This window comes from Microbacterium sp. NPDC006705, from assembly GCF_044903545.1.
GTDB classification, from domain to species: Bacteria; Actinomycetota; Actinomycetes; order Actinomycetales; family Microbacteriaceae; genus Microbacterium; species Microbacterium plantarum.
On the sequence record NZ_JBJDQQ010000001.1, the window covers coordinates 2116334 to 2129470 of the forward strand.

General features: G+C 72.4%; 12 protein-coding genes. 11 read left to right on the top strand and 1 reads right to left on the bottom strand.

Annotated elements, in window-relative coordinates:
* The first annotated feature begins 41 nt into the window (after positions 1-41).
* Genes ACI2K6_RS10140 through ACI2K6_RS10170 form a run of 7 tightly spaced genes read left to right on the top strand, consistent with a single transcriptional unit; the run spans position 42 to position 7286 of the window.
* The gene (locus ACI2K6_RS10140) at positions 42-1043 is read left to right on the top strand and encodes a proline racemase family protein (RefSeq protein WP_274179465.1); all 1002 of its coding nucleotides are present in this window, start codon (positions 42-44) and stop codon (positions 1041-1043) included.
* Positions 1040-2017 carry an ornithine cyclodeaminase family protein gene (locus tag ACI2K6_RS10145; protein WP_282501663.1) on the top strand — a complete coding sequence of 326 codons (978 nt, stop codon included), beginning with the start codon at positions 1040-1042 and terminating at the stop codon, positions 2015-2017. The genes ACI2K6_RS10140 and ACI2K6_RS10145 overlap by 4 nt, the downstream gene beginning before the upstream one ends.
* Positions 2014-2724, top strand: a complete 711-nt coding sequence (locus ACI2K6_RS10150; protein WP_112617632.1) for a GntR family transcriptional regulator — start codon at positions 2014-2016, stop codon at positions 2722-2724. Before ACI2K6_RS10145 ends, ACI2K6_RS10150 begins: the two co-directional genes overlap by 4 nt.
* On the top strand, positions 2721-3887 hold the full coding sequence (locus ACI2K6_RS10155; RefSeq protein WP_404568518.1) for an NAD(P)/FAD-dependent oxidoreductase: 1167 nt from the start codon (positions 2721-2723) through the stop codon (positions 3885-3887). The genes ACI2K6_RS10150 and ACI2K6_RS10155 overlap by 4 nt, the downstream gene beginning before the upstream one ends.
* Positions 3884-4192 (top strand): (2Fe-2S)-binding protein, encoded by a 309-nt coding sequence (locus tag ACI2K6_RS10160; protein WP_404568519.1) that lies wholly within the window; start codon positions 3884-3886, stop codon positions 4190-4192. Before ACI2K6_RS10155 ends, ACI2K6_RS10160 begins: the two co-directional genes overlap by 4 nt.
* The gene (locus tag ACI2K6_RS10165; RefSeq protein ID WP_404568520.1) at positions 4189-5796 is read left to right on the top strand and encodes an FAD-dependent oxidoreductase; all 1608 of its coding nucleotides are present in this window, start codon (positions 4189-4191) and stop codon (positions 5794-5796) included. The genes ACI2K6_RS10160 and ACI2K6_RS10165 overlap by 4 nt, the downstream gene beginning before the upstream one ends.
* A complete protein-coding gene (locus ACI2K6_RS10170) occupies positions 5793-7286 on the top strand; it encodes an aldehyde dehydrogenase (NADP(+)) (RefSeq protein WP_404568521.1) in 1494 nt (497 codons plus the stop codon). The genes ACI2K6_RS10165 and ACI2K6_RS10170 overlap by 4 nt, the downstream gene beginning before the upstream one ends.
* Before the next feature lie 96 nt (positions 7287-7382).
* Here the strand turns inward: ACI2K6_RS10170 and ACI2K6_RS10175 are convergent, their stop codons facing one another.
* A complete protein-coding gene (locus ACI2K6_RS10175) occupies positions 7383-8252 on the bottom strand; it encodes a MurR/RpiR family transcriptional regulator (protein ID WP_274179459.1) in 870 nt (289 codons plus the stop codon).
* 126 nt (positions 8253-8378) lie between these two features.
* Here ACI2K6_RS10175 and murQ point away from each other — a divergent pair, with 126 nt between their 5' ends.
* The 4 genes from murQ to ACI2K6_RS10195 all read left to right on the top strand — a co-directional run bounded on the left by murQ (position 8379) and on the right by ACI2K6_RS10195 (position 13107).
* Positions 8379-9284: an N-acetylmuramic acid 6-phosphate etherase gene (gene murQ, locus ACI2K6_RS10180; protein ID WP_404568522.1), complete on the top strand. Its 906-nt coding sequence runs from the start codon at positions 8379-8381 to the stop codon at positions 9282-9284.
* 69 nt (positions 9285-9353) lie between these two features.
* Positions 9354-10889, top strand: a complete 1536-nt coding sequence (locus ACI2K6_RS10185) for a PTS transporter subunit EIIC (RefSeq protein ID WP_404568523.1) — start codon at positions 9354-9356, stop codon at positions 10887-10889.
* Between the two features lie 15 nt (positions 10890-10904).
* Positions 10905-11987 carry a MupG family TIM beta-alpha barrel fold protein gene (locus tag ACI2K6_RS10190; RefSeq protein ID WP_404568524.1) on the top strand — a complete coding sequence of 361 codons (1083 nt, stop codon included), beginning with the start codon at positions 10905-10907 and terminating at the stop codon, positions 11985-11987.
* A gap of 121 nt (positions 11988-12108) precedes the next feature.
* The gene (locus ACI2K6_RS10195; RefSeq protein ID WP_112617644.1) at positions 12109-13107 is read left to right on the top strand and encodes a LacI family DNA-binding transcriptional regulator; all 999 of its coding nucleotides are present in this window, start codon (positions 12109-12111) and stop codon (positions 13105-13107) included.
* Positions 13108-13137: the final 30 nt, after the last annotated feature.

Sequence of the window (13137 nt, forward strand, 5' to 3'; positions counted from 1 at the left end):
GCGCCCGCTGAACCCGCCGCCGACGATCGAAAGGCTCCTTCATGCGCACGAAGCGCGTCTTCCACGCCGTGGACTCCCATACCGAGGGGATGCCGACACGGGTGATCGTCGGCGGCGTCGGCACCCTGCCCGGCGCCACGATGGAGGAGCGGCGGCAGCGGTTCATGGCCGAGAACGACGGGCTGCGACGCCTGCTCATGAACGAGCCGCGGGGCCACAGCGCGATGAGCGGTGCGATCCTGCAGCCGCCCACCCGGCCGGATGCCGACTTCGGCGTGCTCTACATCGAGGTGTCGGGATGCCTGCCGATGTGCGGCCACGGCACGATCGGGGTCGCCACCGTGCTGGTGGAGACCGGCATGGTGCCCGTCGTCGAGCCCGTCACGACGATCCGGCTCGACACCCCCGCGGGACTCGTCGTCGCCGAGGTGGCGGTGTCGGACGGCCATGCCGAGCGGGTCACCATCCGCAACGTGCCCTCGTTCGCCGTCGGGCTCGGCCGCACGGTCGACGTCCCGGGGTTCGGTGCGGTGACCTATGACCTCGCGTTCGGCGGCAACTTCTACGCGATCGTGCGCCTCGACGACCTCGGTCTGCCGTTCGACCGGTCGCGCAAGGACGACCTGCTGCGCGCGGGGCTGGCGATCATGGCGGCGGTCGACGAGGCCGACAGCCCCGTTCATCCGGTCGACGGCACCATCCGCGGCTGCCATCACGTCTATCTCGAAGCGCCCGGATCGACCGCGCGGCACTCGCGGCACGCGATGGCCATCCACCCGGGCTGGTTCGACCGGTCGCCCTGCGGAACCGGCACCAGCGCGCGCATGGCGCAGCTCCACGCCCGCGGCGAGCTTCCGCTGCACACCGACTTCGTCAACGAGTCGTACATCGGCACCGCCTTCACGGGTCGCCTCGTCGAGCAGACCGAGGTCGCCGGCATCCCGGCGGTGATCCCGACGATCACCGGCCGCGCGTGGGTCACCGGCACGGCGCAGTACATGCTCGACCCGAGCGATCCGTTCCCCGAGGGGTTCGTCCTGTGAGCGCGGGATCGGTCGGCGTGCCCGTCGTCTCGGCGGCCGACATCGAGCGCGCGATGACGCCGGCCGCGGCCGTCGAGGCGATCGATGCGGCGCTGCGATCGGGGCTCGACGTCGAGGCCGACCACGAACGGATCTTCGCGCCGCTGACGGCGGGCGACTTCCTGCTGATGCCGTCGGAGTCACCGGATGCCGTCGGCATCAAGGTGGCGACGATCGCGCCCGGCAACACCCGGCTCGGGCTGCCGAAGATCAGTGCCTGGTACCTGGTGTTCGATCGCGAGACCTTGCAGCCTGCGGCGATCGTCGACGGCACGCGGCTGACGACGCTGCGGACGCCCGCGGTCACCGCCGTCGCCGTCCGCGACCTGCTCGCCGCCGACCCGCGCGGTGCCCGGCGGCGGATCGACCGTCTCGCGGTGCTGGGGTCGGGTCCCCAGGCGATCGAGCACGCGACGACGCTCGCGGCGATCCTGCCGGTCGGCGACGTGACGATCATCGGGCGGACGCCCGAACGGGTGGAGGATGCCGTCGTGACCCTTCGCGAGCGGGGTATCGATGCCCACGCCGGGACGCTCGCGGCTGCACGGGACGCGGATGTCGTCGTCACCGCGACCTCCTCGAGCACGCCGGTCGTCGATCTGGGAGACATCGCGCCGAGCGCCGTCGTCGCCGCCGTCGGGGCGCACGGGCTCGATCACCGTGAGCTCGGCGCCGACCTCGTGCGGGCCGCCGATGTCGTCGTCGAGGCCCGTGCCTCGGCCCGGCGCGAGAGCGGCAACCTCGCGGGCGCGGCTGGCGGCGCGCCGCTCGCCGAGCCCGCCAACCTCGCCGAGCTGGTCTCGGGCCGCGTCTCACGCCGGCCCGGAGCGCCCGCCGTGTACACCGGCGTCGGCATGGCCTGGGAAGACCTCGCCGTCGTGCAGGGGATCATGGAGGTCATGCGGCGGGGGTCCGCATCGGAGGAGACGACATGAGCACGCCCGAGTTCCGCAACGTGGTCCGGCTGGACAAGCAGCCCAGCATCCGCTCGACCGTCACGCGTGCGCTCCGCGCCGCTGTCATCAGCGGCGAGCTGCAGCCCGGCCGGGTGTACTCGGCGCCGAGCCTCGGTGAGCAGTTCGGCGTCTCGGCCACGCCCATCCGCGAGGCGATGCTCGACCTCGCCCGCGAGGGTCTCGTCGTCACGATCCCCAATCGCGGCTTCCAGATCACCGAGGTGTCCGAGCGCGACCTCCGCGAGGTGACCGAACTGCGCCTCATGCTCGAGCCGCCCGCCATGGAGCGCGCGACCCCGCTCATCCCGGCCTCGGCGCTGCCGGACCTCCGGCGCAAGGCCGCCGACATCGTCGCGGGCGCCCAATCGGGTGACCTGGTGGAATACCTCGCCGCCGACAGCGACTTCCACCTCGCGCTGCTGCAGTACGCCGGTAATGCCCGGCTCGTCGACCTCGTCGCGGGGCTCCGCTCGCAGACGCGCCTGTTCGGTCTGGCGAACCTGCACGAGCAGGGGCGGCTCGTCGCCTCGGCCCACGAGCACGACCTGATGCTCGACGCGATCGAGGCGGGCGATGCCGCGGGCGCTCGCGACCTCGTCCACCGCCACATCGAGCACGTGCTGACCGACTGGTCGGGCGAAGCCCCCGCACGCTCGGATGTCGCGGACGGCGGTGTCGGCACGTGACGGAACGTCCCGGGAATCCCGACGTCCTCGTCATCGGCGCGGGCATCGTCGGCGCGGCGGTCGCCCGTGCGGCGGCGGAGGCCGGGTTCTCGGTGACCGTCGTCGAGCGAGGAACGATCGCGGCCGGCACGACGAGCCGGTGCGAGGGCAACCTCCTCGTCTCCGACAAGGAGGTCGGACCCGAGCTCGAACTCGCTCTCCACTCGCAGCGCATCTGGCGCGGCGAGCTCGCCGAACACGCGTCGCGGTGGGAGTTCGAGGCCAAAGGCGGACTCGTCGTCGCGGCGAGCGAGGGCGGCAAGACGGCCCTCGACGCGCTCGCCGAACATCAGCGCTCGCTCGGCATTCGGGCCGACGACGTGCCCGACATCGCGGCGCTGCACGACATCGAGCCGTACCTGAACCCCGCGATGGCCGGTGGCGTCTACTACCCCGACGACGCCCAGGTGCAGCCCGTGCTCGCCGCGCATCATCTGCTGCGGCTCGCCCGCGACCGCGGCGCCCGATTGCTGACCGGCGTCACGGTCACCGGCATCCGCACCCGCGCCGGACGTGCGATCGGCATCGATTCCTCCGCGGGCGCGATGGACGCGGGTGTCGTCGTCAACTGCGCCGGGCCATGGGCGGGCGAGATCGCCGCGCTCGCCGGGCTCGAGCTGCCCGTCCTGCCCCGGCGCGGCTTCGTGCTCGTGACCGAGCCCGTCCCCGTGACCGTGCGACACAAGGTGTACGCGGCCGAGTACGTGCAGAACGTCGCGTCGTCGGATGCGGGGCTCCAGGTCTCTTCGGTCGTCGAGGGGACGCCGAGCGGCACGATCCTCATGGGGGCGAGCCGCGAACGCGTCGGCTTCGACACGTCGTTCTCGGCCGAAGCCGTCGGACGCGTCGCGCGCGCGGGCGCCGAGCTGTTCCCGGTGCTCGCCGACGTGCAGATCCTTCGCACGTACTCGGGTTTCCGGCCGTACTGCCCCGACCACCTGCCGGTCATCGGTCCCGACGCCCGGCTTCCGGGTCTCTGGCACGCCGCGGGGCACGAGGGCGCGGGCATCGGACTCTCCGTCGGCACGGCCGCCCTCATCGTGCAGGCGCTTCGCGGCGAGCCGACCGACCTGCCGCTCGACGCCTTCCGGCCCGAGCGCTTCGCGGAGCGGGTCGCGGCATGAGCGCGGACATCACGAGCAACGAGACCTTCCGCTTCGACGGGGCGCCGGTGCCGTTCCGCCCCGGCCAGACCGTGGGTGGCGCGCTCGCGGCATCCGGCGTCGTCTCGTGGCGGGCCACGCGGGGGAGCGGCGAGCCCCGCGGGCTCTTCTGCGGCATCGGCGTCTGCTACGACTGCCTGCTGAGCGTCGATGGACAGCGCTCGCAGCGCGCCTGCGTCACGCCCGCACGGGCCGGGCAGGACGTCCGCAGCGACAATCCGGACGCGCCCCTGCCGCTGCCCGCGCCGGAGGGGGCTGAGCCGTGAGCGTCGAGAATCGCGCCGACCTCGCCGTCGTCGGGGCCGGACCGGCGGGCCTGTCGGCGGCCGTCACTGCGGCCGAGGCCGGGTTGCGGGTCGTCCTCGTCGACGCGGGCACGCAAACGGGCGGCCAGTACTGGCGGCATCCCGACGAACGGCACCTCGATGCCTTCGCCGATCCCGAGCACACGGGGCACCACCACTGGGAGCACTATCGCGGGCTGCGCGATCGGCTGCGGCGTCAGGTCGAGACCGGAGGCGTCGTCCACCGCGCCGGCCGGCAGGTGTGGCGGATCGACCGCGAGGCGGCCGGCGGGTTCCTGATGCGGACGACCGCCGTGACCGGGGTGGATGCCGCGGCAGCGGCCGATCGCGCGATCCGCGCTGCGCGCGTGGTGCTCGCGCCCGGAGCCTACGACCGTCAGCTGCCCGTGCCGGGCTGGACGCTGCCCGGCGTCATGGCCGCCGGCGGCGTGCAGGCGATGCTGAAGGCGAACCAGGTCGCGGCCGGCCGTCGCGCCGTCGTCGCGGGAACCGGGCCGTTCCTCCTGTCGGTGGCGGCGGGACTCGCGCGAGCGGGCGTCGAGGTCGTGGCCGTCTGCGAGGCGAACGCGCTGTCGCGCTGGGCCGCGACGCCGCTGCGGGCGCTGCAGGAGCCGGGCAAGCTCATCGAAGGGGTCGGCTATGCGACGACCTTCGTCCGCGAACGCATCCCGCTCCGCACCCGCACGATCGTGACGTCCGTCGCGGGGGAGGGGCGAGTGACCGGCGCGACGGTCGCCCGGGTGGATGCCGCCGGGCGCGTGCGTCCGGGGACGGAGCGCACCCTCGACGTCGATCTCGTCGCCTTCGGCTGGGGCTTCACCCCGCAGATCGAGCTCGTGGTCGGTGCCGGGGCGGAGACCCGGATCGACGTCGACGGGTCGCTCGTCGCGGTCGTCGACGGCGACCAGCGCACGAGTGTTCCCGGTCTTTACGCAGCCGGCGAGGCGACCGGCATCGGCGGCGCCGTGCAGTCGTGCGCCGAGGGTGAGCTGGCAGCCCTCGCGGCGGCCGTCGACGCGGGTCTCGCGGTGCCGATGGCATCGGCCCGGCGTCTGCGGCGGCGGATCGCGCGCGGTCGGAGCTTCGCGGTCGGGATGCATCGGGCGAGCCCCGTGCCCGAGCAGTGGGCGACCTGGCTCCGCGACGACACCCTCGTCTGCCGGTGTGAGGAGGTGCCGGTCTCGGCCGTCCGCGACACGGTGACCGACCTCGCCGCCGACGACGCCCGGGATGTGCGCGTGACCGCGCGCCCCGGAATGGGGATGTGCCAGGGGCGCGTGTGCGGCTTCGCGCTCTCGTGCCTCGTCGGCCAGGAGACCGGACGTCCCCGGCGGGCCGCCGATGTCGAGCCCCTCGTGCGCCGGCCGATCGGTACGCCCCTCCGCGTCGCAGATCTCGCCGAGCTGGCCGAGCCCGCGGCGCAGGCCGAGCCCCCGGGTTCCGCCGACCTCGCGGGCTTCGCCGGTCCCGCCGGGTTCACCGCCGCCGCCGACCCCGCAGACGTCACCGACCCCGCAGACCTCCCCGACTCCGCAGACCTCTCTCCCCGGAAGGAACGCTCATGACCACCGCAGCATCCCCCGCCACGGCGACGCCCGTCGCCGACACCCCGATCGCCGAGGTCGACGCGTTCGTCGGGCTCGCCGCCGAGGCGTCATCGGCCTGGCGAGCGGCGTCGATCGCCGTCCGGGGCGAGGCGCTGCGCGCGGTGGCCGACGGGCTCGACGCGCGTGCCGACGACCTCGTGCTCCTCGCCGGCCGTGAGACGCATCTCGCCGAGGCGCGGCTGCGCGGCGAGCTGAAGCGCACGACGTTCCAGCTGCGCCTGTTCGCCGAGGTGCTCGCCGAGGGCTCCTGGCTCGATGCGCGCATCGACCACGCGGTCGCCGACTATCCGATGGGGGCACCGCGCCCCGACATCCGGCGTCAGCTCGAGGGCATCGGCACGGTGCTGGTGTTCGCGGCGAGCAACTTCCCCTTCGCGTTCTCCGTCGCCGGCGGCGACACCGCCAGCGCGCTCGCGGCGGGGAACGCCGTCGTGCTCAAGGCGCACCCGGGCCACCCGCACCTGTCGCAGCTGACCGGCGAGATCGTCACGGCGGCCCTCTCGGCGGCGGGCGCGCCCGCGGGTATCTTCACGGTCATCCACGGGACGGATGCCGGGGTGCACGCGCTGCGGCATCCCGAGGTCCGTGCCGCCGCCTTCACCGGGTCGATCGCCGGCGGCCGCGCGCTGTTCGACATCGCGATGTCGCGGCCCGAGCCGATCCCGTTCTACGGCGAGCTCGGCAGCGTGAACCCCGCGTTCGTCACGCGCGGTGCCGCCGAGTCGCGGCCGGCGGAGATCGCCGAGCAGTTCGTCGCCTCGGTCGTCGGCAGCGCGGGGCAGCTGTGTACGAAGCCCGGCCTGCTGCTCGTGCCCGCCGGGTCGGGAGTCGTCGACGCGCTCGCCTCGATCGTGCTGCCGGGGCCTGCGCCGCTGCTCAACGATTCGATCGCGTCGGGCTTCCGCCGGGCGTTCGACGGCGCCGCGCAGCACGACGGGGTCGACGTGCTCGTCGGGGCTCCCTCGTCGGACAGCGACACGCCGCCCGCGCCCGCCCTGCTGCGGACGACCGCCGCCGCGGTGATCGCCGACCCCGACGCCCTCGTGTCGGAGATGTTCGGGCCGGCGGCCCTCGTCGCCGAGTACGACGACGATGCCCAGCTCGTTGCGGTCGCGAAGCTGCTCGAGGGTCAGTTGACCGCGACGATCGTCGCCGAGGAGGGCGACGCGGTGGCGGCCGAGCTGCTGCCGGTGCTCGCGACGAAGGCCGGCCGCGTGCTGTGGAACCAGTGGCCGACCGGTGTCTCCGTGACGTGGGCGCAGCAGCACGGCGGCCCGTACCCCGCCACGACAGCGGTCGGGACGACGTCGGTCGGAACCGCCGCGATCACCCGCTTCCTGCGGCCGGTCGCGTATCAGAACGTGCCCGAGGCGCTGCTGCCCGCCGCCTTGCAGGAGGCCAACCCGCTCGGCATCCCCCGCCGCGTCGACGGCATCCTGCAGCCCTGAACCGCCCCTGCTCTTCCACGTCGAGTCGCCAGGGAATGCGGATGCTGGCATCCTCGCATCCGCACTCTTTGGCGACTCGACGGGGATGGGCCCGGGTCACCGGGTCAGGTGCTGGGTGCCGACGGCGGCGCGGGTGGCACTGAGGGCGGCGTCGAGGTCGGGGTAGCGCAGCTGGGCGACCCGGATGAAGACGAAGTCCGCGACGGCGAGCTGCGCCATCCGGCTCGCGAGCGCTGCAGCGCGCAGGGTCGCCTCTCGAGCGGGGGTGCGCAGGGTGGCGGATGCCGCAGCGGCGAGGGGCGAGTCGGTGTCGTTGGTGATCGCGACCGTGAACGCTCCGGCGTTCGAGGCGATCTCGACGGCGCGCAGTACATCGATCGTGCCGCCGCTGAACGAGAACGCGATCGCGGTGGTGCGTTCGTCGGCGAGCGCGGCGTGCACGAGCTGAACGTGCGTGTCGTGGGAGCTCAGGCACATGATGCCGATGCGCTGCAGCTTCTGCGCGAGGTCGGCCGCGGCGAGGCCCGACGCGCCGACGCCGAAGGTGACGACCCGCTCGCTGTCGGCGATCGCTCGGGCGATGCGTTCGAGGGCGTCGAGATCGAGCATCCGGCCGGTCTGCTCGATCGTCCGCGCCTCGTGGAACGCGACCTTCGCGACCATCTCGGCGGGGGAGTCCGACGGGTTCAGCTCGCCCTCAGCGATGTTCGAGCGCTCGAGCTCGATCGCTCGCCGTGAGACCTCCTGGGCGAGCTCGACGCGGAACGAGGGATACCCCGCGAATCCGAGGCTCTTCGCGAAGCGGACGACCGACGCCTGCGAGACCGACGCGCGCTCGGCGAGTGTCGTGACGGTCGCGGTCACGGCGAAAGCGGGGTCGTCGAGCACCGCGCGAGCCACCTGCACCTCGGCCGGGCGCAGACGGGGGATGATCGCGCGGGTCGCTTCGAGGACGTCGCCGTCCATGTGCCTCCTCGGGAAGTCGGTTCAGTCTTCCACAAATCTTGACAAAAGTTGCCGCCAAGAGCACCCTGTGTGAAACAAAGTGCCACGCGCCCATCGGCGTGCGCCGCACCCCGACGAGGAGCATCCGTGACCACCCCGCACCCGACCCCCGCCACCGAGACGCCCAACCCGCTGACGGGCGAGCTCGACGCGATGTCCGTCGATGAGATCCTCCGCGTCATGAACGACGAGGATGCCGGGGTGGCCGGGGCCGTCGCGGCCGCGATCCCCGCGATCGCCCGAGCCGTCGATCTCGCCGTCGCCGCGCTCTCGTCCGGCGGGCGCCTCGTCTACCAGGGGGCGGGCACGAGCGGCCGTCTCGGCGTCCTCGACGCGGCGGAGTGTCCGCCGACGTTCGGCACCGACCCCGCCCAGGTCGTCGGCCTGCTCGCCGGCGGTAACGAGGCGATGTTCCGCGCGATCGAAGGTGCGGAGGACTCCCGCGAGCTCGGCGCTGACGACCTGACCGGCATCGGACTCACCGAGCGCGACGTCGTCGTCGGCATCGCGGCATCCGGTCGCACGCCCTACGTCATCGGCGGACTCGACGAAGCCCGTCGAGTCGGCGCCGCGACGGTGGCGATCTCGTGCAGCCCGAACGCCGAGATCAGCGCCCACGCCGACGTCGCGATCGAGGTCGACAACGGTCCCGAGGTGCTCACCGGCTCGACCCGGCTCAAGGCGGGCACGAGTCAGAAGCTCGTCCTCAACATGATCTCGACGGCGACGATGGTGCGTCTCGGCAAGGTCTACGGCAACCTCATGGTCGACGTGCGCCCGAGCAACGAGAAGCTCGTCGCCCGCGCCGTCCGCATCGTCCAGGCCGCGACCGATTGCGATACCGCCACCGCCCGCCGCGCGCTCGACGAGGCCGATGGTCACGCCAAGACGGCGATCGTCGCGATCCTCTGCGACGTCGACGCGGCGACCGCCCGTGAGCGGCTCAGCGCGGGCGCGGGCTTCGTCCGCGAAGCCGTGCGCGGCCGCGCCTGACGCGCCGCCCGCCCGTACCCCCGAACCCAGCACCCGACACCCGAACCCCGTCCGCCGGAAGGAATCACCGTGGATTACCCCGAACTCAGCGAGGAGATCCTGCCGCTCGTCGGCGGCTCGCAGAACATCGCCTCGTACACGAACTGCATGACGCGCCTGCGGCTGAACCTGCACGACCCGTCGAAGGCGGATGTCGCGGCGCTCCGGCGCCTCGACGGCGTCATGGGCGTCGTCGACGGCCCGCAGCTGCAGGTCGTCGACGGTCCCGGTCACGCGCAGCGCCTGCGCGACGCCTTCGCCGAGGTCGTCGACGCTCCCGCCGAGGCTCCTGTCGACGATCCCGCGGACGAGGTCGCCGACATCGCGGCGGCCGCGGCGGGGAGCCGGGCCGCGGGCGCGCGAGCAGCCGGCGGCGGCGAGCCCGTCGACGCGGCGACCGACCTGCGCACGCTGCAGCAGCAGAACACGCAGAAGGTGAAGTCGCGGCACACCTCGCGGGTGCACGGGCTGTTCCGCCACATCGCGAACATCTTCGTGCCGATCATCCCCGGGTTCATCGCCTGCGGACTCGTCGTGGCGATCGGCAACATCTGGAAGCTCATCGACCCGAGCGTCACCGCCAACCCGTGGTTCCTGGTGTTCGCGGCCCTCGGCACGATCGTCGTCACCTCGCTCAACCTCATCGTGGGGCTCAACACGGCGAAGGAGTTCGGCGGCACCCCCGTGCTCGGCCTCATCGCCGGCGCCATCTCATACCTCCCCGCGCTCGCCGGCATCGCCGCGACGACGGCCGCCGACGGCACGGTCACTCCGGCTCAGCCGCTCGTGCTCCCGCTGTTCGGCGAACTCAAGCCCGCGCTCGGCGGCATCATCGGCGTCATGGTCACGGCGTGGCTGTTCACGGTCATCGAGAAGTGGATCCGCAAGCGCGTTCCCGCCTGGGCCGACCTCTTCGTCGTGCCGGTCGTGACGCTTCTCATCGGCGCCGTCATCTGCATCTTCGTGATCATGCCGATCTCGGGTCTGCTCATGCAGGGCATCAACTGGCTGCTCATCGACTTCGCCCTCGAGCGGGGCGGCGTCATCGGCGGATACCTGCTGTCATCGCTGTTCCTCCCGCTCGTCATGCTCGGCATCCACCAGGGCCTGACGCCGATCCACGCGCAGCTCATCACCGACCACGGCTTCACGGAGCTGCTGCCGGTTCTGGCGATGGCGGGGGCGGGCGAGGTCGGCATGGCGATCGCGATCTTCCTGAAGACCAAGAGCACCCGGCTTAAGAACATCATCCGTGCGGCGCTGCCCATCGGCGTGCTCGGTGTCGGGGAACCGCTCATCTACGGCGTCTCGCTGCCCCTCTTCTACCCCCTCATCACGGCCTGCCTCGGCGGTGGCTTCGGCGGCGCGTTCGTGGCCTTCGGCATTCAGGCCAGCGGCGGGTTCGGCGCCGGTGCCCTCGGGCTCTCGGGCGTGCTCATGACCGCCGTCATCACCAACGGCGCGTGGCTCTGGTACGTCGGCGGCCTCGTGATCTCGTACATCATGGGCTTCGTGCTGACCTGGTTCTTCGGCTTCAAGGAGCACATGGTCGAGCGGCTCGGCTGAGACAGGAGCGCCCCGATGCTGTTCTCCATCTACCCCACGGATGCCGCCGAGACGCGGCGGACCGTCATCGATCAGGTGCTCGCGACGGCGCCGTCGTCCTCGCCGGCGCCCGGCGCGTCCGGCGACTCCGGCGATGAGCGGATGCTGTTCACCTCGCTGCACATGGTCGACACCGGCGAGCTCGCCGCGTTCGGCGAGGTGCTGCGCGCGGCGCACGACGATGACGGCGTGACCTTCTGCGCCGACGTCTCGCCCGTCGCGCTCGAGTACGTCGTGGCCGGCGACGAGGGGTGGGGCTGGCTCGCGCGCCGCGGCATCACGATGCTGCGACTCGACTACGGCTTCGACGCCGATGAGATCGGCCGGGTCGCCGAGGCGTCGGGATGCCGCATCGCCGTCAACGCCAGCACGGTCGACGTGGCGTTCCTCGACGAGCTGGCGGGGCTGCCCGTCGTGGGCTGGCACAACTTCTACCCGCGGCCCGAGACGGGCCTGACGGCGTCGTTCCTCGTGGCGCAGTCGCGGCTGTTCCTCGACCGGGGGATGCCGGTGCTCGCGTTCATCCCCGGCGAACGGGAGCTGCGTGCGCCGCTGCACCTCGGCCTGCCGACGCTCGAGGTGCAGCGGCACCACAACGCCTGGCGTTCGTACCTTCAGCTGCGGCGGCTCGTTCCCGAGGCGGTCGTCGTCTGCGCCGAGGGCGCTGTGGCCGATGACCACGCCGCCTGGATCGCGGAGTTCGAGGCGACCGGCACGGTCACGCTGCCGGTCGTGGGACTGGATGCCGCGGCATCCGTGCTGCTGGAGCGGCCCTGGCGGCTGCGGGTCGAGGAGGCGGCGGCATCCTTCCGGCTGGACGAGACGCGCGGCGGCATCCGCCCCTCCCGCATCCGCAACGCCGATGCGCGTGAGCGCGGCAGCCTGCAGGTCGACCTCGACGCCTACGGGCGGTATCGGGGCGAGGTGCACCTCATGCGGGCCGATCGCCCGCTCGATGCAGGCCAGGCGCGCATCGGCGAGGTCGCCGCGCCGTACCGCGGCATCGTCGACGACCTCCGCCCCGGGCAGACCGTCCGCCTGATCCCGCTGCCTTCCTGACCCCTGCGACGGGGGCGGGGAGAGGGACCGATTCTTGCTACGTACTACTAATACGTAGTATCAATCGCAGGAGGCCGTCCGTGGGGAAGGTCGGTAAAGTCACATGCCAAGAAAGGCAGTCATGGGGAAACGGCCCACGAGCCGCGACGTCGCCGCCCGCGCGGGGGTCTCGCAATCGACGGTCTCGCAGGTGTTCACGGGGCGCGCGGGTATCTCCGCGGCCACCCGGGAACGGGTCTTGGAGGCCGCGCGCGAGATCGATTACCGGCCGAACCTGGCCGCCCGCTCGATGCGCACGACGCGAACGGGCCGTCTCGCCGCGGTGCTGCCGATCACCGCGTTCCACTCGGCTCCGCTGATCGCCGGCACGATCGAACGGGCCCGTGCCGCCGGGTACGAGGTCGAGGTTCAGAGCATTCCCAACGCGCCGGACCAGCGTCGACCGCGACTGCTCGAGATGATCGATTCCCGTCAGTTCGAGGGAATCCTCTGTTACGCCCCCGTCCCCGGTGACGACCTCGCGCGGGTCGACCCGAACGTGCCGGTGCTGACGCTCGAGGAGTTCGACGACGACATGCGCGTCTCGGGCGAGATGCTCGACGTCCATCCGCTCGAGAGCATGGTGGAGCGGCTCGCCGAGCTCGGGCACCGGAGGTTCCTGCACATCACCGGCGCGCGCAGCTACCCATCGGCGGATGCGCGACGTCGTGCCTATGAAGCGACGGTCGCTCGCTTGGGCGTGCAGTCCGTCGGCGTCGTCGAGGGCGATTGGAGCGCGCAGTCGGGCCTCGACGCCATCCGTTCGCTCGATGGCGACTCACTGCCGCTCGCCGTCATCGCGGCGAACGACTTCATCGCGACGGGCGTCGTCCGGGGCGCGCTCGAGCGAGGCTGGACCGTGCCGGGGGATGTCAGCGTGACCGGGTGGGACGATTCGCCGACGAGTGCGTTCCAGGTGCCGTCGCTCACGAGCGTGTCGATGGACTACGTCGAGCTCGGCCGCCGCACCGCCGACCGGCTCATCGCCCTCATGCGGGGCGAGCAGGCGCCGTCTCCCACCGAGCCGCTGCAGCACGTGGTCTGGCGGGAGTCGACCGCCGCTCCCGCCTCCGCCTCCTGACGTCGAGTCGCCACGATCTGCGGGTCCCGG

Coding starts and splice junctions, on each gene's coding strand:
- ACI2K6_RS10140 (WP_274179465.1), top strand. CDS start 42: ATGCGCACGAAGCGCGTCTTCCACGCCGTGGACTCCCATACCGAGGGG.
- ACI2K6_RS10150 (WP_112617632.1), top strand. CDS start 2,014: ATGAGCACGCCCGAGTTCCGCAACGTGGTCCGGCTGGACAAGCAGCCC.
- ACI2K6_RS10160 (WP_404568519.1), top strand. CDS start 3,884: ATGAGCGCGGACATCACGAGCAACGAGACCTTCCGCTTCGACGGGGCG.
- ACI2K6_RS10170 (WP_404568521.1), top strand. CDS start 5,793: ATGACCACCGCAGCATCCCCCGCCACGGCGACGCCCGTCGCCGACACC.
- ACI2K6_RS10175 (WP_274179459.1), bottom strand. CDS start 8,252: ATGGACGGCGACGTCCTCGAAGCGACCCGCGCGATCATCCCCCGTCTG.
- ACI2K6_RS10190 (WP_404568524.1), top strand. CDS start 10,905: ATGCTGTTCTCCATCTACCCCACGGATGCCGCCGAGACGCGGCGGACC.
- ACI2K6_RS10195 (WP_112617644.1), top strand. CDS start 12,109: ATGGGGAAACGGCCCACGAGCCGCGACGTCGCCGCCCGCGCGGGGGTC.